The 23,159-nt window shown below is 65.5% G+C and carries 18 protein-coding genes; 7 read left to right on the forward strand and 11 right to left on the reverse strand.

What is annotated here, in order from left to right; genetic code table 11:
- Positions 1-151 precede the first annotated feature (151 nt).
- Both NLM31_RS37495 and NLM31_RS37500 read left to right on the forward strand, forming a co-directional pair.
- The gene (locus tag NLM31_RS37495; protein ID WP_254195500.1) at positions 152-1,261 is read left to right on the forward strand and encodes a ring-opening amidohydrolase; all 1,110 of its coding nucleotides are present in this window, start codon (positions 152-154) and stop codon (positions 1,259-1,261) included.
- A gap of 111 nt (positions 1,262-1,372) precedes the next feature.
- Positions 1,373-2,842: an amidase gene (locus NLM31_RS37500; RefSeq protein ID WP_254134180.1), complete on the forward strand. Its 1,470-nt coding sequence runs from the start codon at positions 1,373-1,375 to the stop codon at positions 2,840-2,842.
- A gap of 15 nt (positions 2,843-2,857) precedes the next feature.
- Here NLM31_RS37500 and NLM31_RS37505 read toward each other — a convergent pair whose 3' ends face one another.
- Positions 2,858-4,072: an LON peptidase substrate-binding domain-containing protein gene (locus tag NLM31_RS37505; RefSeq protein ID WP_254134181.1), complete on the reverse strand. Its 1,215-nt coding sequence runs from the start codon at positions 4,070-4,072 to the stop codon at positions 2,858-2,860.
- A 198-nt stretch (positions 4,073-4,270) separates the two neighbouring features.
- Positions 4,271-4,588: a hypothetical protein gene (locus NLM31_RS37510; RefSeq protein ID WP_254134182.1), complete on the reverse strand. Its 318-nt coding sequence runs from the start codon at positions 4,586-4,588 to the stop codon at positions 4,271-4,273.
- 151 nt (positions 4,589-4,739) lie between these two features.
- Between NLM31_RS37510 and NLM31_RS37515 the strand changes: the two genes are divergently transcribed.
- Together NLM31_RS37515 and NLM31_RS37520 are read left to right on the forward strand one after the other, a co-directional pair.
- Positions 4,740-5,648 (forward strand): PaaI family thioesterase, encoded by a 909-nt coding sequence (locus tag NLM31_RS37515; RefSeq protein WP_254134183.1) that lies wholly within the window; start codon positions 4,740-4,742, stop codon positions 5,646-5,648.
- Positions 5,649-5,714: 66 nt separating this feature from the next.
- Positions 5,715-6,080, forward strand: coding sequence for a hypothetical protein (locus NLM31_RS37520; RefSeq protein ID WP_254134184.1), 366 nt, complete (start codon positions 5,715-5,717; stop codon positions 6,078-6,080).
- On the opposite strand, the gene poxB is transcribed toward NLM31_RS37520, so the two are convergent.
- The 3 genes from poxB to NLM31_RS37535 all read right to left on the reverse strand — a co-directional run bounded on the left by poxB (position 6,077) and on the right by NLM31_RS37535 (position 9,455).
- Complete coding sequence (poxB, locus tag NLM31_RS37525) at positions 6,077-7,813, reverse strand: ubiquinone-dependent pyruvate dehydrogenase (protein WP_254195501.1); 1,737 nt, start codon at positions 7,811-7,813, stop codon at positions 6,077-6,079. The two genes, NLM31_RS37520 and poxB, sit on opposite strands and share 4 nt — an antisense overlap.
- Before the next feature lie 80 nt (positions 7,814-7,893).
- Positions 7,894-8,526, reverse strand: coding sequence for a 2-dehydro-3-deoxy-6-phosphogalactonate aldolase (locus NLM31_RS37530; RefSeq protein WP_254134186.1), 633 nt, complete (start codon positions 8,524-8,526; stop codon positions 7,894-7,896).
- On the reverse strand, positions 8,523-9,455 hold the full coding sequence (locus tag NLM31_RS37535) for a 2-dehydro-3-deoxygalactonokinase (protein ID WP_254195502.1): 933 nt from the start codon (positions 9,453-9,455) through the stop codon (positions 8,523-8,525). Before NLM31_RS37535 ends, NLM31_RS37530 begins: the two co-directional genes overlap by 4 nt.
- A gap of 220 nt (positions 9,456-9,675) precedes the next feature.
- Here NLM31_RS37535 and NLM31_RS37540 point away from each other — a divergent pair, with 220 nt between their 5' ends.
- Together NLM31_RS37540 and NLM31_RS37545 are read left to right on the forward strand one after the other, a co-directional pair.
- Positions 9,676-10,773, forward strand: a complete 1,098-nt coding sequence (locus NLM31_RS37540) for an LLM class flavin-dependent oxidoreductase (protein ID WP_254134188.1) — start codon at positions 9,676-9,678, stop codon at positions 10,771-10,773.
- A 57-nt stretch (positions 10,774-10,830) separates the two neighbouring features.
- The gene (locus NLM31_RS37545) at positions 10,831-11,385 is read left to right on the forward strand and encodes a flavin reductase family protein (protein ID WP_254195503.1); all 555 of its coding nucleotides are present in this window, start codon (positions 10,831-10,833) and stop codon (positions 11,383-11,385) included.
- Between the two features lie 90 nt (positions 11,386-11,475).
- Here NLM31_RS37545 and NLM31_RS37550 read toward each other — a convergent pair whose 3' ends face one another.
- Positions 11,476-12,549 (reverse strand): alkene reductase, encoded by a 1,074-nt coding sequence (locus tag NLM31_RS37550; protein ID WP_254195504.1) that lies wholly within the window; start codon positions 12,547-12,549, stop codon positions 11,476-11,478.
- A gap of 103 nt (positions 12,550-12,652) precedes the next feature.
- Here NLM31_RS37550 and NLM31_RS37555 point away from each other — a divergent pair, with 103 nt between their 5' ends.
- A complete protein-coding gene (locus NLM31_RS37555; protein ID WP_254134191.1) occupies positions 12,653-13,528 on the forward strand; it encodes a LysR family transcriptional regulator in 876 nt (291 codons plus the stop codon).
- A 29-nt stretch (positions 13,529-13,557) separates the two neighbouring features.
- Here the strand turns inward: NLM31_RS37555 and NLM31_RS37560 are convergent, their stop codons facing one another.
- The 5 genes from NLM31_RS37560 to NLM31_RS37580 form a co-directional block, all read right to left on the reverse strand.
- Complete coding sequence (locus tag NLM31_RS37560) at positions 13,558-15,420, reverse strand: sigma-54-dependent Fis family transcriptional regulator (RefSeq protein WP_254195505.1); 1,863 nt, start codon at positions 15,418-15,420, stop codon at positions 13,558-13,560.
- Positions 15,421-15,516: 96 nt separating this feature from the next.
- Positions 15,517-18,822, reverse strand: a complete 3,306-nt coding sequence (locus tag NLM31_RS37565; RefSeq protein ID WP_254134193.1) for a carboxyl transferase domain-containing protein — start codon at positions 18,820-18,822, stop codon at positions 15,517-15,519.
- An 11-nt stretch (positions 18,823-18,833) separates the two neighbouring features.
- Positions 18,834-20,555: an AMP-binding protein gene (locus NLM31_RS37570; RefSeq protein ID WP_254195506.1), complete on the reverse strand. Its 1,722-nt coding sequence runs from the start codon at positions 20,553-20,555 to the stop codon at positions 18,834-18,836.
- Between the two features lie 141 nt (positions 20,556-20,696).
- Positions 20,697-21,368, reverse strand: a complete 672-nt coding sequence (locus tag NLM31_RS37575; RefSeq protein WP_254134195.1) for an aspartate/glutamate racemase family protein — start codon at positions 21,366-21,368, stop codon at positions 20,697-20,699.
- 11 nt (positions 21,369-21,379) lie between these two features.
- Positions 21,380-23,062, reverse strand: coding sequence for a methyl-accepting chemotaxis protein (locus tag NLM31_RS37580; protein WP_254134196.1), 1,683 nt, complete (start codon positions 23,060-23,062; stop codon positions 21,380-21,382).
- Positions 23,063-23,159 lie beyond the last annotated feature (97 nt).

Below are 23,159 nucleotides of genomic sequence, written 5' to 3' on the forward strand. Positions count from 1 at the left end.
CTCGTCGTTTGGTACTGATATCGAGCGCAATCGATGGATCACGCGGTATGGGTCCTGGCTTTCGCCAGGACGACATCGGGGATTGACATCCACCCGGCTTCCACGGCTGGTTGGGCCTGCCGGACCATCGAACTTCCCACGAGGACACTCCATGCGGACGACATCGGTCGGCGTCTTCAAGGTCGCCACCAAGGGCCCCGGCGACGTTTCCGGCCTCATGAGCCTGATCGTTTCAGGCGCGATCGATCCGGCCGCCATCCTGGCAATCCTCGGCAAGACCGAGGGCAATGGCGGTGTCAATGATTTCACCCGGGAATATGCCGTCGCCGCGCTGTGCACGGCGCTGGCGCCAAGGCTCGATCTGACGCCGCACGAGGTCGAGCAGCGCATCGCGTTCGTGATGTCCGGCGGCACCGAGGGCGTGCTCAGCCCGCACATCACGGTGTTCACGCGCCAGCAGGTTGCGAAGCCGCTCACAGGCATCTCCGGCAAGCGCCTGAGCATCGGCATGGCGCAGACCCGCGATTTCCTGCCCGAGGAGCTCGGCCGCTCGGCACAGATCACCGAGACCGCCAAGGCGGTGAAGGCCGCGATGGCGGATGCCGGCATCAGCGATGCCGCCGACGTCCATTTCGTCCAGATCAAGTGCCCGCTGCTGACCAGCGAGCGTGTCGAGGCCGCGGCCGCGCGCGGCAGCAAGACGGCGACGATCAGCGCCTACAGCTCGATGGCCTATTCGCGCGGCGCCTCCGCGCTCGGGGTTGCGGTCGCGCTCGGCGAGATATCTCCCGATCTTCGCGACCAGGACGTGCTGCACCGCTACGATCTGTTCTCGAAGGTGGCCTCGACCTCGTCAGGGATCGAGCTGATGCACAACGTTGTCATCGTGCTCGGCAATTCGGAAGGCTCCGCAAGCGAATTCGAGATCGGGCATGCCGTGATGAGCGACGCGATCGATGCGCCTGCGGTGGTATCCGCATTGACAAGTGTTGGCCTTGACATCGCGCCGCAAACCGGCACCGGCCGCGAGCTCGTCAACATCTTCGCCAAGGCCGAGGCCTCGCCGGATGGCACCGTGCGCGGCTTCCGCCACACCATGCTCGAGGACACCGATATCAGCTCGACACGCCATGCCCGCGCGGCGGTCGGCGGGTTGATCGCCGGCCTTGCCGGCACCGGCGCGGTCTACGTCTCCGGCGGCGCCGAGCACCAGGGGCCCGCCGGCGGTGGACCAGTTGCGGCGATCGCAAGGCTGCTTTAAAGCGCCCCGACCTCTCCGTCCGGCGCAACCCTGCCCTTCGCGCCGGCTCAGTTGATTCACGCGGGCCCTTGCGAAAAAGGTGGCGCCGCGACCCAAGGGGATTTGAACTTCATGACTTTGCCGATGAGCTGGAATGAATGGACGCAGCACGATGGCGTCGGCCTTGCGGCGCGCGTCCGCAACGGCGAGCTGACGGCAAAGGAACTGGCACGTCAGGCCGCGGCGGCCGTGGCCAAGGTCAATCCGACGCTGTCGGGCGTGGTCGAGCTGTTCGATGACGTGATCGCCGATCCCGCCAAGGACGGCGCCAATCTCGCCGGTCCGTTCGCCGGCCTGCCTTTCCTGATGAAGGATCTGGGTCCGACCATGAAGGGCCGACTCCAGGAAATGGGCTCGCTGCTGATGCGCGGCAATCGCGCCGCGGCCGACACATTCCTGACCGGCAAATTCCGCCAGGCAGGCTTGAACCTGATCGGCCGCACGACGACGCCGGAATTCGGCGTGTGCAGCTCCGCCGACAACCCGGCCGTCTATGTCACCCGCAATCCCTGGAATACCGACTACACCACCTGCGGCTCGTCGGCCGGCAGCGCGGCGATGGTCGCGGCCGGCGTGGTGCCGATCGCGCACGCGACCGATGGCGGCGGCTCGATCCGCATTCCCGCCGGCGTCAACGGCAATATCGGGCTGAAGGTGTCGCGCGGCGTGTTCTCGCTGGCGCCGCACATGTCCGACCTCACCGGCCTCGTCTCGATCCAGGGCTGCCAGTCGCGCACGGTGCGCGACACCGCCGCTTTCGTCGACCACGCCCGCGGCCCCGCGCCCGGCGAGTTCATGCCGTTCTGGACCACGGCGCAGCCTTACGGCGAGATGATCAAGCGCGATCCATCCAAGCTGCGCATCGCGCTGTCGCACACCTGGGGCGATTACACCGCGACGCCCGAGATCGCCGCCGAACTGGAGAAGACCGGCCGCTTCCTCGAGGGCCTCGGCCATCACGTCGACTACGCACTGCCCGAGCTCGATTTCCGCGCCGCCTTCGCGGCGCAGACCACCTGCTACATCTCGAACTTTTCCGTGGTGATTTCCAACATGCTCGCCGCGCGCGGGCTGGAGCGTCCGCCGGAAGATCTGATCGAGCCGATGAACATCCGGATCTGGGAAGCCGGCCTGCACACGAGCTTCGCCGACCGGGCGAAGATGCAGGCGGTCTTCAACACCACCTCGCGCGGCTTCGGCAGCTTCTTCGAGCAGTGGGACGTGATCCTGACGCCGATCACGGCGCTGCCGACGCCGAAGGTCGGCACCAAGGAATATCTCACCATCTCCGACAATCCGGATGTGCTCGACTGGTTCGGCAATCTCTGGCGCTTCTTCGCCTTCACGCCGCTCGCCAATCTCTGCGGCATGCCGGCAATCTCGATGCCGATGGCGGCCCAGGACCACGGCCTGCCGCTCGGCATCCAGGCGATCGCGAAGCAGGCCAATGACGGCCTGCTGCTGCAACTCGCCGCCCAGATCGAGCGCGCGCTCGACGGCAAGTGGAACGGCGGGAAGAAGCCGAAGGTGTATGTCGGCTAGGCGTAGCGACAAGCTCTAGCCAACACCTCGCCCGATCGCCTTGTCCGCACGTCCGCGCGATACGCCATGCTCCGCGAGCAGGCGCGCCGCGGGACTTCGCGTCTCGGCAAACAGGGCAACAAGCGCATTGACGCCGGTGACCTCGGGATATCCGACCTCCTGGGCAAGGAACGGGGCGCGCTGATCGACGCGCTTGAACGCCGCCGTCGGCTCGGCACGTCCGGTCTCGATCACGGTGTGCTTGAGTTCGTTGTCGAGATACTGCACGAGGCCTTGCCTCAGCTTGTCGAGATCGGCGTCGCAGGCACGCATCACGGCGGCCGCGTTCGCATCCTCGGTCAGGGCAAGCAGCAAATGCTCAAGCGTCGCGTATTGATGGCGGCGCCGGTCAGCGTGCTCAAGCGCCCGCCGTTTCGTAGCCGCGTAGTTTGCCGAGACCGGCCGTTGCGACAGGTCGAGCAGCGCGTCGATCCGCTCGAGCCGTTTCACGGGATCGAGCGTCGCCAGCAGCTCGTATTTGTCCCTGATGGGTAACTTCATCCGCGTCGCGACGGTATCGGCGATCTGTCCGGGATCACGGGTTAAATCGAAGAACAGCCAGAGGTCCGGCACCAGAATTCCATGAGCCGCCGTGTAATCCTGGAAGCTTTGATAGATCCTTCGGATCAGATCCCTGGCATCGCGGGCCGTCCCCTCACTGACGTCAACGACCGCGGCCTGATAGGCGACCGCCTCAGCCGCAAAGCTGCGTAGCGCGACGCGCCGAAGGCCGCGCGTCAGCACCCTGAACGTGCCATTCTCGAGCGGCACCAGTTCGAGCAGTTGCGATAGGATGCCGATCTCGTAGACATCGGACAATCGAGGATCGTCGACGGCCGCCTCGCGTTGAATCGCCAGGACGACTTCGCGTCCGCCTTCGAACGCCTGGTTCAACGCCTGAACGGTGCTCTCGCGGCCTACAAACAGCGGGTAAGTCGCGTTCGGAAACGGAACGAGATCGCGTAGGGGAATGGCGGGATAGAGCGCCGTTGTCGTTTTCAGCGGTGCAATCGCCGGCGCCGTGTCACGCCGCTCTGCGTGAAGCAGCGCCGACAATGTATTCCAGTCGGCAACACCGAACATCCTCGACACGAGTTCGAGGCTCTCGCTGTGGCTGATGGTGACGGCCTTGGTGGTCAGGGATTCGCGCAGGGTCTGCGCCATAGCCTTGGCATCGCGAAAATCGCGCATCGGTTCGTCCTCTGCATGAGCGATCCAGGTGTGTCAGGTGGTTGCGTTGCTGACCCGGTCGCTCGGGCAAAGGGGGCCGATCAGGGCTCGATACATTCACCGTTCCACGGAGGGCGCAACCGGCAGGTCGTATCAACCTGCGCGGAAGGTGACGTAAAGGCGGATGGCTGTCAATCTCGGTTCCTGCTCAGTTCTTGCTCAATTCTTCACGGTCGGGATCGCTTCGTCCGGCTGCTGCTGTCCGAGCTTGAGCATCGCAAGCGCCTTGTCGAGCGCTTCGCGCAAGGCCAGCGCCGCGGCCGGGCTGCAGCGCAGATGCGCGGTCTGGACCACGTCGACCCTGACGGCGGCACCAATCGGCATCAGCAAATTCGCAGCGAGCTCGATCTGGATCGCACCGTTGTGATGGCCGAAGCAGGACGCGCCGTCGAAATAGATGATCGGCGCCCGCTCCGAGCTCGAGCTAGAAATGGTGACGAGCCCCTGGCTGGTGGCGGGCGTCTCGGGATCGGCCATGGGCACTCCTTGGGACTGGTCGACGGGCGAAGCGCCCACCATCGTTGCTTCGGCGCGCTCTGTCGAGGCCAAACCGGTTCCTGGCAGATCTGCCGCGCGGGGCGCATTTCCGGGTTTTGCGCCGTCCCCGACGGTGGTCTAGAACGTCATCATGTCCATCTCATCGACCACGCTTCCTTTCGAGGAACTCGCCGAAGCCATCAAGGGCCGCCGCTCCGATTACGGCCATATCAGCGGGCTGCAGCTCGACCGGTTCGCGCCGGGCGAAGCCTGGTCGAGCCTGCCCTATCGCCCCGTCTTCGTCGGCGACACCGAGACCGGTGTGCTGCATGGTGGCGTCGTCACCGCGATGCTGGACGAGAGCTGCGGCATGGCGGTTCAGCTCGCGCTCGACGGCACCAGCGCGATCGCGACGCTCGACCTGCGCATCGACTACCAGAAGCCGGCTACCCCTGGGCTCGCCATCAAGGCGCATTCGGTCTGCTATCGCACCACGCGCTCGATCGCCTTCGTGCGCTCCACGGCTTACCAGGAGTCCGAGGACGATCCGGTGGCGACCGCCACCGGCTGCTTCATGATCGGCGCCAACCGCACCAACATGCTGGCGGACCGCCGGATGGACCAGCGCAGCATCCCGACGCTGGAAGCGCCGGAGGATCCGGACAGCCCGTTCGCCAACAGCCCGTTCGCGCGCTGCCTCGGCATTCGCGTCAATGATGACGGCACGCTGACGATGCCGTTCTCGCCCAAAATCATCGGCAACCCGATCCTCCCCGCCATCCACGGCGGCATGACCGGCGCTTTCCTTGAGACCACCGCGATCCTCGGCGTGCGGCGCGAGCTCGGGATCGCGACGCTGCCGAAGCCGATCGGGCTGACCGTCAATTACCTGCGCTCCGGCCGGGCGCTGGACACCATTGCCAATGTCTCGATCGTGAAACAGGGCCGGCGTATCGTCGCCTTCGAGGCGCGGGCCTGGCAGGACGATCCGGACAAGCCGATCGCGTCCGCCTTCGGCCATTTCATGCTGCGCCCGACGCCTGGAAACGACGAGGAATAGGCGTATTTTACTTGACGACCGGGATTCGGGACACAACGATAGCACGTTCCCACGAGAGGTATTGGGTTGCGGCATCCGATCGACATCATCGCCATGTTCGCCGCCATCTGGCTGTTGGCGTCAATGGTGCTCGACGCGGTGACGCCGAAGGAACTGACCGCGGTCATGATCGCCATCGCGATCGGGCCCGCCGTGGTCATCACCGCCGTGTTCTACTATCTGCGCTGCCCGCGCACGGATTTCGCGGTGATGTTCGCAGCGCTCTGGCTGATCTCCGACATCGCCATCGCCTTCATCTCGCCGAAGGAACTGCCGCATTTCCTGATCGCGCTCGGCTTCGTGCCGGCGGCGCTGATCGGCATCGTGCTGCACTGGCAGCGCTTCCAGCGCCGCCATGAGCAACTGCCCGCGCCGTCAGCGAAGCGCGGCTAGCGCGACAGCAAGTTTGTCTTCGCGAGGTCGATAACCTCGTCGCCGCGGCCACTCATGACCGCACGCAGCACCCAGAGGCTAAAACCCTTGACCTGTTCGGCCGTGATGGTCGGCGGCATCGACAGCTCCTGCTTGGCGGTGACGACATCAAGCAGCGCCGGGCCATTGTGGGCCAGCATCTCCTTCATCGCGCCGGGGAGTTCGCCGGGGTCCTCGACGCGTTTCGCAAAAATGCCCATCGCGCGCGCCATCGCGGCGAAGTCGGGATTTTCCAGATCGACATTGGTGTCGACGAAGCCTGCGGCCTTCATCTCCAGCGCGACGAAGCCGAGCACGCCGTTGTTGAAGACGACGATCTTCACCGGCAGCTTCATCTGCGTCAGCGTGATCAGATCGCCCATCAGCATGGTGAAGCCGCCGTCGCCCGACAGCGAGATCACCTGGCGGCCGGGCTGCGAGGCCTGCGCGCCGATCGCCTGCGGCATGGCGTTGGCCATCGAGCCGTGCACGAAGGAGCCGATCAGCCGTCGGCGGCCGTTCATGTTGAGATAGCGCGCGGCCCACACCGTCGGCGTGCCGACATCGGCGGTGAAGACGGCATCGTCACTCGCGTGATCGCTGATGACTTTTGCCAGATATTGCGGATGGATCGGCTTGGCTCCCGGCGTACCCTTGGCGAGCGAGTCCAGGCCTTCACGCGCCCTCTTGTAATGCGCGATGGCGTCGTCGAGATGCTTTCGTTGCGTCTTGGTCTTGAGCAGCGGCAGCAGCGCCTCGATGGTCAGCTTGACGTCGCCGACGAGACCGAGATCGATCTTGGTGCGCCGTCCCAGATTTTCCGGGCGGATATCGATCTGCGCAACCTTCGCATCGGCCGGGAAGAACTGCTTGTAGGGAAAATCCGTTCCCAGCATCACCAGCGCGTCGCAGGCGTGCATGGCGGCGTAGCCCGAGGAGAAGCCGATGAAGCCGGTCATGCCGACGTCGTAGGGGTTGTTGTATTCGACGTGCTCCTTGCCGCCGAGCGCATGCACGATCGGGCTCTTCAGCGCTTCGGCCAGTTGCATCAGCGGTGCATGCGCGCCGGCACAGCCGCGGCCGCAGAACAGCGTGATGCGCTCGGCGCTGTTGAGGAGATCTGCGAGCGCTTTCAGCTCGTCGGCCTGCGGCACGATCCTGGGCGCGGACAGCGCAAGCCCGCGATTGGTCGACAGCGCGCGCTTCGGCGGGCTGCGGAACGCGACGTCGCCAGGCATCGCGACGACGGCGACGCCGCGCAGGCCCACCGCTGCGCGGATCGCGTTCTCCAGCACGAAAGGCAGCTGGCTCGGATCCGAGACCAGCTCGCAATAATGGCTGCATTCGCGAAACAGATTTTGCGGATGAGTTTCCTGAAAATAGCCGCCGCCGATCTCGGCCGACGGGATCTGCGCGGCGATCGCCAGCACCGGCACGCGGCTGCGATGTGCGTCGAACAGGCCGTTGATCAGATGCAGATTGCCCGGGCCGCAGGAGCCGGCGCAGACCGCGAGGCTGCCGGTCATCTCGGCTTCGCCGGCGGCCGCGAACGCCGCGACCTCCTCGTGGCGGACGTGCACCCATTCGATGGTGCCGCGGCGGCGCAGTGCCTCGGTGAGACCGTTCAGGCTGTCGCCGACAATGCCGTAGATGCGCTTGACGCCGGCCTGTTCGAGTGTTGCCACGAACAGATCGGCTATGTTGTTGATCGCCATGTCGGTCTCCTGATCTCGCTATTGCAGCAAGATAGGACAACGCACGACCGTGACGACATCACGGCTTGTTTATTGCGCGATCAGTCTTTCACAATCGCCCGATCATAGGCCTCGATCGTCGCCTTCGCGCGCGCGGCGACATCGGCGGCCGACATGCCGGGCTTGTAGAGGCTGGAGCCAAGCCCGAATGCGGTCACGCCGCCCTTGATGTATTCTGCAAAATTCTGGTCGGAGACGCCGCCGACGGCGGCGATCATCACGCCTGCGGGGAGCACCGCGCGGATCGCGGCGATGCCGGACGCGCCGAGCACGCTCGCCGGAAAGAATTTGAGGCCGGATGCACCGGAGCGGGCTGCAAGCAGCGCCTCGGTCGGCGAGAACACGCCGGGCAGCGTCACCATGCCGTGCTGATGCGCACGCGCCAGCACCTCGGTATCGACATTCGGCGAGACCATCAGCTTGCCACCGACATCATTGAGGCGATCGACATCCGCCGCGGTGAGCACCGTGCCGGCGCCGATCAGCACGCCTGATGGCGCGAGCTTCGCGGCGAGCCCGATGGAGCGGAACGGATCGGGCGAGTTCAGGGGAATCTCGATCGCGGTCATGCCGGCCTCGACCAGCACGCCGACGATGGCCTCGGTCTCCTCGGGCTTGACGCCGCGCAGGATCGCGACCAGGGGCCGCTTCATCGGCGGAAAGGGAACGCTCATCTCAAAGATCCTTCTGACTTCGTCCAGATCGCCGCCGCGGCCATCGACAGGCCGCGGCGCACCGCTTCATCGGCATCGATCGGGTTCACGTTGACCGACAGCGCATCGAAGGCCAGCCGGTACAGATCCGCCAGCCGGCCCGAGGCAATCAGCATGATGCCGGCCTTCGGCACCGTACCGGAAAGACCTGCGGCGAGCTCGGCGCCGATCAACGTGCCCGACAGTGTCTCACGCGCCGCGGCCGGCGTGCCGCCGAACAGCAGCTGACGCGACCTTGCGGTGAACAGGAGATTGGCCGCGAAAGCCGGCGCTTCGTACGCGGCTTTCACCGCCGCCTTGAAGCTCGCGACATCCTCGGCGTCATCGGCGCCGGCGACTGCGAGCGACAGAATCGTCTCGCGCGAAACCACGCTGAAGAGCTCACCGGTCATGAAGGTGGAGAAATGCGCGACGGTGCCGTCCTTCACCCGCACCCATTTCGAATGGGTGCCGGGCATGCAGACCAGCGCCTCGCCCGCGGCATGAAGGCCGAGCGCGCCGAGCAATTGGGTCTCCTCGCCGCGCATCACGTCCGGCGCGACTTTGTCGCGCTGCGCGATGCCCGGCAGGATGCGGATGTCGCGCGCCTCGCCCGGCACGCGCGCGGCCTGCTTCAGAACCGCCGACAATGGCGCCGGCGTATCGACATAGCCGGCCTCGACCCAACCGGTTTTGGCACCGGCCATGCCGCAGACGAGAACGGGCAGATCAGCGGGCGCCGCGACTGCGGCAAGGTGCGATTGCAGCACGCCGGGGAAGCCGGCCTTGGCCGCGGCCAGCATGCCCTCGCCGCTGCGGCGCTCGGCCAGCACGTGGCCCGTGCGGTCGACCAGCCAGAGCCGGAAGCTGCTGGTGCCCCAGTCCACCGCGACAAAAGCGGGATCGGTCATTTCTAGTCGTATCCTCGAGTCTCACGGCCAAGACGGCGTCTCGCGACAATGAGACGGCGCTTTGCAAATCCGCCCCGGGATATCGGCTATTGCGGCCCTAAACCAGCGTTTTCTCGCGGGTCCGGGACGCCTCCCGCGCTGGCACACCGCTTGCTGAAGCTGTTCCTGTTCACGTCAGCGAACGCGCAGCAAGACGCGTCAACACCAGATGAGGAAACCCATGGAGATCGGCTATTTCACGATGCCTTCGCATCCGCCGGAGTGCGGCCTGAAGGAAGGACATGACTGGGACCTGCAGGTCCTGCGCTGGCTCGACGAGCTCGGCTATCAGGAAGCCTGGATCGGCGAGCACCATACCGCGCCCTGGGAACCCAATCCCACGCCGGACCTGCTGATCGCACAAGCCCTGATGCAGACCAAGCGCCTGCGCATCGGACCAGGTGGCTTCCTGCTGCCCTATCACCATCCGGCCGAGCTCGCCAACCGCGTCGCGATGCTGGACCACCTTTCAGAAGGCCGGCTGAATTTCGGCGTGGCGGCCTCGGGCCTGCCGAGCGACTGGGCGATGTTCAACGTCGACGGCATGAGCGGGCAGAACCGTGACATGACCCGCGAGGCGCTGGAGATCATCCTGAAGCTCTGGTCCGATCCCGCGCCCTTCACCTACAAGGGCAAGTTCTGGACCGTGACCAAGCCGGACACGATGTTCGACTTCCTCAAGCCTCACATCAAGCCGTTGCAGGCGCCGCATCCGCCGATCGGCGTTGCCGGGCTGTCGAAGAACTCGGACACGCTCAAGCTCGCGGGCGAGCGCGGCTTCATCCCGATGAGCCTCAACCTCAACCCGGCCTATGTCGGCAGCCATTGGGACTCGGTCGAGATCGGTGCCGCCAAGACCGGGCGCAAGCCGAACCGCGCGGACTGGCGCCTGGTGCGCGAGGTGTTCGTCGCCGACACCGACGAAGAGGCCTGGAAGCTCTCGACCGGCGACATGATGGGCCGGATGATGGGCGAATACTTCCTGCCGCTGCTCGGCCATTTCGGCTTCAAGGACTATCTGAAGCACACGCCCGACGTGCCCGATAGCGACGTCACCGTCGAATATTGCGCCAAGCGGAACTGGGTCGTCGGCTCGCCCGCAACGGTGGCCGAAAAGATCGAGAAGATCTACGACGAGGTCGGCGGCTTCGGCGTGCTCTGCGTGTTCGGCTTCGACTACAAGCACAAGCCGGAAGCCTGGCACCACTCGCTCTCGCTGCTCAAGAACGAGGTGATGCCGCGCCTGAAGCATCTCGGCTCCGCGAAGAAGGCAGCTTGACCGGATGCGGGTGCGGCGCAATCGTGTCGCACCCGCCATTACTTCGGAGATTTCCGCGTGAGCGTCGACGCAAAGGATTTCAAGCAGGCGATGCGCCAATGCGCCGGTGCGGTCGCACTGGTCACGGTCGGCGCCGAGCACGGCAAGCGCACCGGGCTGACGGTGACGTCGGCATGCTCATTGTCGGACAATCCGCCGTCGCTGATCGTCTGCGTCAACCGCAACGCCAGCGCGCACGCCCGCATCCGCGAGGAAGGCGCCTTCGCGATCAACTTCCTGCACGAGGATCACGCGCTGCTGGCGCTGACCTTCAGCGGCCAGAAGGGTGTCAACGGCGACGACCGCTTTGCGTTCGGCCAGTGGACCCGGGGCGCCACGGGCGCACCGGTGCTGACCGATGCGGTTGCCGCGTTCGACTGCGTGCTGGCGCAGGAGTTCGAGACCAGGACGCATTCGATCTTCGTCGGCGAAGTGCGCTACGTGTCGCATTCCGACGGCGCCGCGCCGCTGGTGTATCTGCGCAGCAGCTTCCACGTCCCGCAGGAAATCCGCGAGATCGTTTCAGTCGGCGATCTCGATTCGCGGCATCTGAGCTGGACCGATTTTTCGTAGGAAGCGAGCCGAACTCGCTGCTGCTCCCCTCTCCCCTTGCGGGAGAGGGAACAGAGCGAAGCTCGCTTGAGGCGCCGGATCCGCCCGTCCTCAGACGACGGCCGTCGCGCCCAATGCCGGATAGTCGGTGTAGCCCCGGGCGGTGCCGCCGAAGAACGTCGTCCGATCGGCCTCGTTCAGGGGCGCACCTGACTTCAGGCGTGCGATGAAATCGGGATTGGCCAGCACCATCTGGCCGTACGCCTCCAGATCGGCCAGTCCCGCCGCAACGTCGGAGCCGATGAGATCGCGCGGGCGCCCCGGCCGGTTCACGATCAGCTTGCCGCGCCAGAGCTTGCGCAGATCGGCCAGAAGGCCATCGTCGCCCTGATGCATGATGTGAAGATAGGCGAGCGAGAGCTTGTCGAGCTCGGCCACCAGATGACGATAGAGGTCCGGTCCTTCGGCGCCTTCGTCGATGCCCCACATCGTGATGCCCGGCGACAGGCGGATCGCGGTCTTGTCCGCCCCGATCTCCGCGGCAATGGCGGCAGCAACCTCGACGGCGAAGCGCGCGCGATTGTCGATCGAGCCGCCATACGCATCGGTGCGGGTGTTCGCGCTCGGCGCCATGAACTGCTGGACCAGATAGCCATTCGCACCGTGGATCTCGACACCGTCTGCGCCCGCCGCGATGGCGTGGCGCGCAGCGTCGCGGAAGTCGGCGACGGTCCGGCGCACCTCATCGGTCGCCAGCGACCGTGGCTGCGGAATGTCCTGCATGCCCTTCGGCGTGAACATCGGCGCACCCGGCGCGATCGCGGACGGAGCCACGCCCTGTCGGTGATGTGGCGTGTTGTCCGGATGCGACATACGCCCGGCATGCATGAGCTGGATGAAGATGTGGCCGCCCTTGCCATGGACGGCGTCGGTGACCTTGCGCCAGCCGGCGACCTGTGCGGGCGTGTAAATGCCGGGCGTCGCCATATAGCCCTGCCCGTCATCGGACGGCTGCGTGCCCTCAGTGACGATCAAGCCGACGCCTGCGCGCTGCGCGTAATATTCGGCGGAGAGCACGCCGGGGACGCCATCGGCGTTTGCGCGCGAACGAGTCATGGGCGCCATGACCAGGCGGTTCGGAAGCGCGAGCCCACCGACGTGGACGGGGTTGAATAACGGGTTCATGGCAGATTCCTTCTCGATGATACCGAGAAGGCAGATGGAGCTTCCATCTAATGGAATAAATACCTTATATTGGAATAGATTCATCCATATATGGGATAATTGTATGGAGCTGTTGAACGACATGGCCCTGTTCGTGGAGGTGGTGAAAGCCCGAAGCTTCCGGGGCGCTGCCGCGACGCTCGATATGCCGAACTCGACCCTGTCGCGACGGATCAGCCTGCTCGAGAAGGAAATCGGACTTCGCCTGCTGAACCGGACCACGCGCAAGATCGAATTGACCGAAGCTGGCCAGCTCTATTTCGAGCGCTGCAAGCGCATCGTCGACGAAGCACGCCTGGCACACGAGCAGCTCGGCGATATGCTGGCCCATCCAAGCGGATCGCTGCGCGTCTCACTGCCGGTGGACTTCGCGAACACCTATCTCGCGCCGCTGATCACCGAATTCGCGCAGCATTATCCCGGTATCGATTTCGAGTTCGATCTCACGCCGCGACGCGTCGACCTGGTCTCCGAACCGTACGATCTCGCGATCCGGATTGGAGATTCCCCGGCGTCGCACATGATCGCGCGACCGCTCGCCCGACTGCACGCCAATCTCTACGCCTCGCCGCGTTATCTCGAACTCAACGGTGAACCGCATGAACCGGCAGATCTCGCGCGCCATCAATGTCTCTGCCAGACGAGAGTGAGCAGCTGGACGCTGCACAACGGAACGCGAACGGTCGAGGCCGACGTTAACGGACGCTTCCACCTCAACAGCATCGGCATGCTCCGCCGCCTCGCGACGCTCGACATGGGCATCACCTTCGTGCCGCAGGAAATCGTCGCCGACGAACTCGCAGATGGACGGCTGCGCCGCATCATGTCGCAATGGCAGGGCCTGCCCATGACCATTTACGCAGTCACCGAGACCAGGCTGCTTCCAGCCAAGACGCAGCGCTTCATCGAATTTCTGCGCGAGCGGCTGAGCCGGCGTTAGATCAGACGTGCGGTGGCAGGTACCGAGCGCTACTGCGCGGTCTCGATCTTCAGCTGCTTGATCTTGCGATACAGCGTCGCGCGGCTGAGCTTCAGCGTTCGCGCGGCTTCGGTGACGCGGCCACCGTGCTTGCGGAGCGCCTCGATGATGGTGGCTCGCTCGGCCGCTTCGAGATCAATCCCCGCCGTTCTCCCGCCGAACGGCGGCAGATCGAGGTCGGCATCCATGATGACGCCATCCTCCGCCGTACAGCCGGCAAGCCGGAGCACGTGGCGGAGCTGGCGCATGTTGCCGGGGTAGGAATAGGCCGAGAGCAGCGACCAGGCTTCGCCCGAGAGGCGGCAGTTCGGCGCCTCCTCGCGCGCGATCTGGCGGATGATGTCATCCCTATCAGCGCGCTCGCGCAGCGCCGGCAGCCGCACCTCCATGCCGCGCAGGCGAAAATAGAGGTCGGCACGGAAAGCCCCCTCCTCGGCCATGCGGCCGAGATCGCGATGGGTGGCGCTGATCAGGCGAATATCCACCGGCGCCGGCTTGAGCGCGCCGAGCGGCCAGACTTCGCGGTTCTCCAGCACGCGCAGCAACCGGGTCTGCAGCGCGATCGGCATGTCGCCGATCTCGTCCAGAAACAGCGTGCCGCCGTCAGCCTGCACGATCAGGCCCTTCGAGCCGTCGCGCCGCGCGCCGGTGAAGGCGCCGGCCTCGTAGCCGAACAGCTCGGCGTCAATCAGGCTCTCCGGCATCGCCGCACAGTTCAGCGCGACGTAATTGTTGCGGGCACGGTTGCTCGCGGCATGAATCGCGCGCGCGAACACGTCCTTGCCGACGCCGGTCTCGCCATGCAGCAGCACCGGCAGATTGTGATCGCCGATGCTCCGCAGCCGCTTCACGCTTTTGACGAGGCCCGGATCGCCGCCTGCGAGCCGATGCAGCGCGTCGAAGCGATCGACCGGCGCATCGCGGCGAAGCATGGTGGATTTTGCGCGCAGGGGCGGGGCGACATGGCTTTGCCCCAGCGGACGGCCATCGGCGCGGCGCAGCTCGACGATCTCGTCTGCGTTGCGCGCGTGATCAAGCTTGATATAGCGCGACAGATCGATGCCCGAAGCGATCAGGCCGTCGGTGAGGCCCAGCAATGCGCGCGCCGACCGGCAGGCGCCGACGATGCGGCGATCGTCATCGTAAGCAAGCAGGCCACTGCCGCCATCACCCGGCACTGTTGCGATCCAGGCGTTTCGGAAATGATCGCGGAAGATCGCGCCCTCCATCCGCCGCGTCGCCTCCATCGTCACCGCGAGCGCAAGCTGATGCGCGGCCCGTTCGAGATCTTCACGACAGGAGGTGATGTTGACCGCGCCGGCGAGGCGCCCGGCCTGATCGAACAGTGGCGCCACGGCGCAGGAGAACATGTGCCATTGCGCACGAAAATGCTCGTCGCGATGCACCAGGATCGGCTTCTGCTCCGCGAGGCAGGTGCCGAGCCCGTTGGTGCCCTCGAACGTCTCGGCGAAATTCGAACCGGTGTAGATCTTCCAGTCCATGAACATCCGTGCGTCGGCCTCGCCCGGCAGGCGGCTGAACAACATGGTCGCGTTCGCGTCAGCGAGGTTGACGCAATAGCCGGCGTCCCGCAGCACGCGGGCGAGATCGTCGAGCTCCGGCGTCAGCAGCCGGATGGTCTCTTCCAGGGGCTCAGCGACGTGACGAACCTCGGCCTCGGTCAGTGTCTGCGGCGGGCCCTGCCGGGCAGGATCGAGCTTGTGGCTGATCAGGCAGCGCCGCCACGAGTTCTCGATGCGCGAAGAGGCGTCGACGTCGGCCAAACGGTCATTAACCTGATTGGCGACGGACAAGACACGGGCGACATGGTTCGAGGCCGAAAGGCTGGCCATCGCGGACGTCTCCACCCTGTATTATTGTGCAAAGTCTGGCAGCACAGGCGGGGATGTCAATCGGGAACCGGGACGCAGGCTATTGCTGCACTGCCCTCACCAGGTGTCGATGCACGGCCGCTTCTTCGCCGTCCGCACCGGCGGCTTCGGCACCGAACGGAGCCCCGCCATGATCCAGCGCCGCGTCTCGGCGGGGTCGATGACGTTGTCGATCTCGAACACCGAGGCGATCGAGACCGCCTTGCCGTTGGCGTAGAGCTCGGCGACCTTGTTGCGGTAATAGGTCTCGCGCTCCTCGGGGTCGGCGATCGCCTCCATCTCCTTGCGGAAGCCGAGGCGGACATAGCCCTCCAGGCCCATGCCGCCGAACTCGCCGGTCGGCCAGGCTGCCGTAAAGAAGGAGGCGTGGAAACCGCCGCCGATCATCGATTGCGCACCTAGTCCATAGCCCTTGCGCAGCACGATACCGAACAAGGGCACGGTGAGGCTCGCACCGGTGACGAACATGCGCGAGACATGGCGCACGATCGCGGTCTTCTCCGCTTCCGGGCCAACCATGAAGCCGGGCGTGTCGCAGAGCGAGACGATCGGCAGGTCGAAGGCGTCGCAGAGCTGGAGGAAGCGCGCAGCCTTGTCGCCGGCGTCGGCATCGATTGCGCCGCCGAGATGGCGCGGATTGTTGGCGATCAGGCCGAACGGCTTGCCTTCGATACGGATCAGCGCGGTGATCATGCCGACGCCGTAGTCGCGGCGGAGCTCCAGCACACTGTCCTTGTCGGCGACGAGATCGATCACGCTGCGGATGTCGTAGACGCGAAGACGATTCTCGGGGATGGCGCGGCGGAGCAGGCGCTGATCCGCAGCTTCCCAATCGCTCATCACACCCTGGAAATAGGACAGGTATTTTTGCGCGACGCGCGTCGCCTCCTCCTCGTCCTCGACCACGATGTCGATGACGCCGTTCGGCGACTGGAACGAGACCGGACCGACTTCGGCCGGGTGATAGACGCCGAGCCCGCCGCCCTCGATCATCGCGGGGCCGCCCATGCCGATCGAGGCGTTCTTGGTGGCGATGATGACATCGCAACAGCCGAGCATTGCGGCGTTGCCGGCGAAGCAATAGCCGGAGACCACGCCGATCACAGGCACGAGGCCGGAGAGCTTTGCGAACTGCACGAAGGACGGGCCGTCGAGGCCGGTCATGCCGAGCCGGTCGGTGTCGCCGGGCCGGCCGCCGCCGCCTTCGGCGTAAAACACCAGCGGTACGCGCCAGTCTTCCGCCAGCGTGAGCATGCGGTCGATCTTCTTGTGGTTCATGTGGCCCTGCGTGCCCGCGAGCACGGTGTAGTCATAGGCCACGACGATGCAGCGCGCGGCCTCGCCGCCGAACTTTTCGGCGTTGACGGTGGCCACGCCCATCACGAGGCCGTCCGCCGGCGTGTTCTTGATGAGATCGTCGAGCTTGCGGCGGCGGCGCTGCGCTGCGATCGCGAGGCTGCCGTACTCCATGAAGGAGCCCTCGTCGACGAGTTGGTCAACGTTTTCGCGCGCGGTGCGCTGGTTGGTGTTGCGGCGGCGCTCGACCGAGGCCGGGCGGTTCGCATCGAGCGTGTTGGCCTGGCGCGCGATCAGCTCGGCCAGATCGGGACGGATGTGGTCGAGATCGATGTCGGCTTCCGCCGCCGTGTGATCGGCCGCGACGTCGAGCGGCTCCAGATACAGGATCGGCTCGCCATGCATCAGGGTGACGCCGTCGCCGGCGACAAGCGTCATGACGCGGCCGCCCTGCTCGGCCATGACCAGATGCTCCATCTTCATGGATTCGATCACCGCGAGCTGCTGGCCAGGACGCACGATCTCGCCTTCCGTCACCTGAATGGTGACGATGGTCCCCTGCAGGGGTGCCGCGACCATCACCGCGCCTTCCGGCACGACCTGCGCGGCATGCGCCTCGGCGCCGTGAGCACCGCTACGCTCGGCTGCGGCAAAATACAGCGGCTTGGCCGCGCCGTCGGCCGCCTCAACCAGCTTTGCGATGTTGCGATCAATGAAGTCGGTCGCGATGCGATTGGTCCTGAAGTCGGGGTGTGCCAGCACGGCCTGCAGGAACGCGATGTTGGTGACGACGCCGTCGATCCGGAACTCACGCAAAGCGCGCGAAGCCTTGGCCACGATGTCGTGCCAGGCTTCACCCGGCGTATGCACGATCACCTTGGCCAGCAGGGAGTCGAACGCCGCGCTGGTCTTGTAGCCGGCATAGCCAAAGCTGTCGACGCGGACGCCAGGGCCTGACGGCGGCTCGAATACGGCGAGCACGCCGCCGGTCGGATGCGTCGCCCCGGTCTCGTCCAGCGTCTCCATGTTGACGCGGAGCTGCATGGCATAGCCGCGCGGCTTCGGGATCGATCCTTGCGCGAGGCCGAGCGAGGCCAGCGAAGCGCCTGCGGCAACCGCGAGCTGGGCGCGGACGAGATCGAGGCCAAGCACCTCCTCCGTCACGGTGTGCTCGACCTGGAGCCGCGGATTGGCCTCGATGAAAGCAAAGCTGTCCTCGGCCGTGCCGTCGACCAGGAACTCGAAGGTGCCCAGATTGTCATAGGACGCGGCTGTCGCGAGCTGCTTCGCCGCCTCGATGATGCGGCCACGCAAGCCGTCGCTGAGCGAGGGGCTAGGCGCCACCTCAATCAGCTTCTGGTGCCGGCGCTGGATGGTACATTCGCGCTCCCAGAGGTGGGAGATCGCGCCGTGGCGATCGCCGATGATCTGCACCTCGATATGGCGCGCCTGCCGGATCAGTCGCTCGGCATAGACGCCGTCGAAGCCGAAGGCCGCCTTGGCTTCGGACTGGCAGCGCGCATAGGCCTCCGCGAGATTGGATGCGTCCTCGACCACACGCATGCCGCGGCCGCCGCCGCCGGCCATGGCCTTGATCACGATCGCCGCGTTGCTGCCGAGCGAGGTGAAGAACGCCGTGATTTCGTCGAGCGACGACGGCCCGCTGGTCCCGGCGATGATCGGCGCGCCGCAGCGTTTTGCCAGTTGTCGTGCGGCGACCTTGTCGCCGAACAGTTCGAGCGCCGTCACCTTTGGTCCAACGAAGGTGATCCCTGCGTCGGCGCAGGCTTTGGCGAATGCCGCGTTCTCGCTCAGGAAGCCGTAGCCGGGATGCACGGCATCGCAGCCGGCGCCCTTGGCCGCTTTCACCACGGCCTCGATATCGAGATAGGCCCGCGCGCCGCGGCCGGGGATTTCGACCGCTTCATCGGCCACGCGCGCATGGAGCGACAGCGCATCATCCGCAGGATGGATCGCGACCGTGGCGATGCCGGCATCGGCCGCTGCGCGCGCGATGCGGATGGCGATCTCGCCGCGATTGGCGATCAGGAGCTTTTTGAACGACATCGGTCTCTCACTCAGACTGAAGCAGGCTGGTTCGGGTTGAGGTCCTGCTTCTTCACCTTGCCCGTGGCCGTCAACGGCAGCGCCTCGATGATGCGCACCTCCGGGATCTTGTAGACCGCCATGCGTTCGGCACACCAGGCGCGCAGGTCTGCCGCGGAGATCGTGCCGACCGCTTCCGGCTTGAGCTGGATGTAGGCCACCGGCACCTGTCCCTTGTCGGGATCGTCGCGCCCGACCACGCCGGAGCCCAGCACTTTCGGATGTTGGCCGAGCAGCGCCTCGATCTCCGGCGGAAACACGCTCATGCCCTTGACCTTCAGCATCTCCTTGCGGCGGCCGAGGAAGTGCAGAAATCCGTCCTTGTCGATGGTGCCGATGTCGCCGGTGCGCAGCCAGCCATCGATCAGCGACTCCGCGGTTGCCTCCGGCTTGTTCCAATAGCTCTTGAGCAGCGACGGCGTCCGCACGCGGATCTCGCCTTCGGCGCCGAGCGGCAGCAATGCACCGGTCTCGAAATCGGTGATCTTAAACTCGGCGCCGGGCACCGGCAGACCGACGAAGATCGGCTGGTTGTTGAGATCGAAATCGTCGTCCTGGAAGCATGATGTGAACGTGTTGGAGGTGTGGGTCTCCGTCATGCCCCAGGCCGCCTCCATCAGGATCGTGCCGGTGAGATCCTTCCAGCGCTTGCGATAGTCGGCATTGAGCTTCTTGACGAAGGAGACGACGCGGACCTGCTTCAGCGACGACAGATCGAACTCGTTCCAGCGCGGATGGTCCATCAGTTCGACCGCACCATCGACCGGCATCGCCGTGATCGTGACCTTGTACTTGTCGATCGCGGCCATCGCGCCGACGGCGTCCCAGCGGGCCAGCAGGATCAGCGTCCCGCCGGAGAACAGCGGGAAGATCAGGCCGAAATTCTCGCCCGCGATCCAGAACTCGGGAAAGAACGACAGGAAGACGCTGCTCGCGTCCGACAGCACCGAGATGCTGTAATTGGCGGCCGCCGTGTAGACCATGTCGCGATGGGTGTGGACGCAGCCCTTGGGCATACCGGTAGTGCCACCGGTGTAATTGAGTGCGGCGACTTCATCGAGACCGGGCGGCGGCAGCGGCGATGGCGCCGGCAGTGCGGCGAGCGCGGGCAGTAGATCGGTCGCGCCCGGGATTGCGATCCGCGGCATGCGGATCGAGTCCGGCGTCGGAAATGCCGGCGTTGCCGGCACGACATCGGCAAAGCTGGTGACGATGACCTCGCGCAGGCTGACCTCGCCCCGGACCTGCTCCACCACGGGGATGAGTTGGTCCAGCGCCACGATCACCTCGGCCTTGGTGTCGTTGAGCTCGTAGGACAGTTCGAACGCGCGCGACAGCGGGCTCACGGGAACATGGACCGCGCCGAGCTTCAGAATGCCGAAGAACACGATGTGGAATTGCGGACAGTTCGGCAGGAAGACGGCGACACGATCGCCTTTGCGCACGCCCTTGGCCTGCAGCAGCGCCGCAAAGCGATCGCTCTGCTGGTCGAGCTCCGCATAGGTCGTGACATGGCCGTAGAAGATCACCGCAGGCCGCGCCGGGCTCTGCTTCGCCCAGGCGCGCAGATATTCCGTCAGGGGAACTTCGCCGTGCAGATAGTTCGGCGAGCGCGGCATGCCCTTCGGCCAGGCTTTCTCCCACAGGCCGCGCAAGGTGGCGAGGTAGTCCTTTTCGGTGAGGCCTGCACTCATGACGTCTTTCCCGTGTGCTTTTCTTGTTCGCTGCGGCACGCGCGATGCCGCCAATCGACATGGTTACAGGTCGAGCACGGCAGAGGTCATGTCAAGGAAAACAGTTTTCCACGTCGCGGCCGATGCCGCGCCGCGGAAAAACTACACCGTCACGAGGCGGACGATCCGCGCCACGGCCGACGGGATCGGCGCGATGATCGGCACGGTGAACGTCGGCTGCAATTCGCGCGCAGCCTCGCCGAGCGGCCCGCCGCCGATGATGACAGCCTCCGCGCCGTCCTGCGCGATGCAGGCCTCGACCGCTCCGGCGAGCGCCGCACGCAGCCGTGCCGGGTCGCGCATCAACTCCTGCGGATCGCCGTCGGCGAAGCGGGTGCCCGTATAGCGGGATCGCAATCCCAACGCGTCGGGTAGCGCGTCGATCTTTGCTTTCAACAGCGGCGTCGTGGTCGCGACGCCGAAGCGGCGGCCGCCTTCGGCAGCTTCCAGCATCGCGGACTCGCCGATGCCGACCGCGGGCAGCTTCATCGCCGACCTGATTCCCACGAGGCCGGGATCGCCGAACGCCGAGACGATGATGCCGTTGCAAGCGCCCTGATGCGCGCGTGCGATCTCTTCGACCTCGGGGGCGGCAGTGTCGAGCGCTTCGGGTGTCACGATCATCGAGGGCGCACGCGTCGCCGTGGCGCCTTCGATGTCGAAGCCGTCGCCGGCGACAGACGTCGCAATCGCGACCATCATTGCCGTGGTCGCCTCGAGACTGTTCGGATTGATCAGGAGGATGCGCGCGCGGCGATCGGAGTTTTGGCCCATCCCCCGCTATACTAGGCCGCCCGCACGCCGGCAACGAAGGCGCTGACCTCGTTCTCCAGCGATTGCAGCTTTTCGGTCAGGCGTCCGCTCGACTGTAGCACGCGCCCTGCAGCCGCGCCTGTTTCCGCCGTCGCATCGGTCACGCCGGAGATGTTCTGCGAGACCTGGTCGGTGCCGGACGCCGCCTCCTGCACGCTGTGGGCAATGGCCTGCGTCGCCGCGCCCTGCTCTTCGACCGCGGCGGCAATCGACGAGGAGATCTCGTTGACCTCCATGATGGTGGCGCGGATGCTCTCGATATTGCCGACGACCTGGTTGGTCTCGGCCTGGATCGCGGAGATCTGCGCGCCGATCTCGTCGGTCGCCTTCGCGGTCTGGCTGGCCAGCGATTTCACTTCGCTCGCGACCACCGCAAAGCCCTTGCCGGCTTCGCCCGCACGCGCGGCTTCGATGGTGGCATTGAGCGCAAGCAGATTGGTCTGCGAGGCGATCTGGTTGATGAGGTCGATGACCTCGCCGATCTTGTGGGCGGCCGCGGCCAGTCCCTGCACGGTGTCGTTGGTGCGCTGGCCGTCGGCCGCCGCCTTGTCGGCCACACTTGCTGCCTGCGCGACGCGCTGGCTGATCTCGGTGATCGAGGATGACAGCTGGCCGGCGGCGGAGGCCACCGTCTGCACATTGCTCGAGGCCTGCTGGCACGCAGTGGCGACGAAGCTCGCGCGGTCGGTCGCCTTATCAGCGGTCTCCGACATGCCCTGGGCGGCCTGCTGCATCGCCCGCGCCTCGTTGAAGACGTCGCGGACGACGGCCTGGACGCTCGCCTCGAACTTGCCGGCGAGATCGGTCATCGTCTTGCGCTTCTCGTCGTCGGCCCGCTGCTTCGTCTCCTGCTGCTCGGCATGCATCCGGCCGACCGCCGACGCGTTGTCCTTGAACACGGCGAGCGCCTTGGCAAGCCCGCCGACCTCGTTGCTGAGGTTGGTGTAGGGCACCTCGAAGGCGCTGTCGCCGGCAGCGAGGCGCTCGGTCAGGCCCGTGATTTTCGCGAGCGGCCTGGTCACGCTACGGCCGATCAGGAAGGACGCGCCGAGCACCAGTACGAAGACCGCGAGACAGACAAAACCGAACGTCATCGCGTCCTGCCGGAACACGGCGTCGACGTCGTCGAGATAGATGCCGGTGCCGATGATCCAGCCCCAGGGCGCAAAGCCCTTCACATAGGAGATCTTCCCGACCGGCTGGTCGAAGCCGGGCTTCGGCCAGAGGTAGCTGTAGAAACCCGCGCCCTGTTTCTTGACGACGTCAACGAAGCCGACGAACAGCGCATTGCCGGAGGGATCCTTCATCCCCGCGAGATCCTTGCCGTCAAGCTCAGGCTTGATCGGATGCATGATCATTTTGGGGGTCATGTCGTTAAGCCAGAAATACTCGACCTTGTCGTAGCGGAGGCTCTTGATCTCGGCCATGGCGCCGGCCTGCGCCTGTTCGCGCGTGAGCTTTCCCTCGCTCTCGAGCTTCTGGTAATGCGCGAGAATCCCGTAGCCGACATCGACCATATGCTGCGTCTTGGCCTGACGGTCGGCGATCATCTGGCTGCGCAGCGTCGACAGCGCGATCGGTGCCAGCGCGATCATGCCGAGAAGGCTGATGCCGACAATGAGGACCAGCTTGAAACTGATGCGGGAGAAAATCATTGGTGCTCGCGAGAATTGGCGGGGCTGATATGCCATTTTATCCCGCCCGTCTTAGCAAAGCCTTAAGCATTCGGGTTCCCGACATCCCGCGGCTCAA

Origin of the sequence: Bradyrhizobium sp. CCGUVB4N, assembly GCF_024199945.1 — a bacterium.
Taxonomy (GTDB): domain Bacteria; phylum Pseudomonadota; class Alphaproteobacteria; order Rhizobiales; family Xanthobacteraceae; genus Bradyrhizobium.

What these genes read in the sequence shown, in the direction of transcription:
- NLM31_RS37560 (WP_254195505.1), bottom strand. Translation starts at nt 15,420, where the DNA reads ATGGCCAGCCTTTCGGCCTCGAACCATGTCGCCCGTGTCTTGTCCGTC.
- NLM31_RS37510 (WP_254134182.1), bottom strand. Translation starts at nt 4,588, where the DNA reads ATGGCCGATCCCGAGACGCCCGCCACCAGCCAGGGGCTCGTCACCATT.
- NLM31_RS37540 (WP_254134188.1), top strand. Translation starts at nt 9,676, where the DNA reads ATGGAGATCGGCTATTTCACGATGCCTTCGCATCCGCCGGAGTGCGGC.
- NLM31_RS37535 (WP_254195502.1), bottom strand. Translation starts at nt 9,455, where the DNA reads ATGACCGATCCCGCTTTTGTCGCGGTGGACTGGGGCACCAGCAGCTTC.
- NLM31_RS37495 (WP_254195500.1), top strand. Translation starts at nt 152, where the DNA reads ATGCGGACGACATCGGTCGGCGTCTTCAAGGTCGCCACCAAGGGCCCC.
- NLM31_RS37575 (WP_254134195.1), bottom strand. Translation starts at nt 21,368, where the DNA reads ATGGGCCAAAACTCCGATCGCCGCGCGCGCATCCTCCTGATCAATCCG.
- NLM31_RS37530 (WP_254134186.1), bottom strand. Translation starts at nt 8,526, where the DNA reads ATGAGCGTTCCCTTTCCGCCGATGAAGCGGCCCCTGGTCGCGATCCTG.
- NLM31_RS37500 (WP_254134180.1), top strand. Translation starts at nt 1,373, where the DNA reads ATGACTTTGCCGATGAGCTGGAATGAATGGACGCAGCACGATGGCGTC.
- NLM31_RS37555 (WP_254134191.1), top strand. Translation starts at nt 12,653, where the DNA reads ATGGAGCTGTTGAACGACATGGCCCTGTTCGTGGAGGTGGTGAAAGCC.
- NLM31_RS37565 (WP_254134193.1), bottom strand. Translation starts at nt 18,822, where the DNA reads ATGTCGTTCAAAAAGCTCCTGATCGCCAATCGCGGCGAGATCGCCATC.
- NLM31_RS37570 (WP_254195506.1), bottom strand. Translation starts at nt 20,555, where the DNA reads ATGAGTGCAGGCCTCACCGAAAAGGACTACCTCGCCACCTTGCGCGGC.
- NLM31_RS37550 (WP_254195504.1), bottom strand. Translation starts at nt 12,549, where the DNA reads ATGAACCCGTTATTCAACCCCGTCCACGTCGGTGGGCTCGCGCTTCCG.
- NLM31_RS37505 (WP_254134181.1), bottom strand. Translation starts at nt 4,072, where the DNA reads ATGCGCGATTTTCGCGATGCCAAGGCTATGGCGCAGACCCTGCGCGAA.
- NLM31_RS37580 (WP_254134196.1), bottom strand. Translation starts at nt 23,062, where the DNA reads ATGATTTTCTCCCGCATCAGTTTCAAGCTGGTCCTCATTGTCGGCATC.
- poxB (WP_254195501.1), bottom strand. Translation starts at nt 7,813, where the DNA reads ATGGCGATCAACAACATAGCCGATCTGTTCGTGGCAACACTCGAACAG.
- NLM31_RS37515 (WP_254134183.1), top strand. Translation starts at nt 4,740, where the DNA reads ATGTCCATCTCATCGACCACGCTTCCTTTCGAGGAACTCGCCGAAGCC.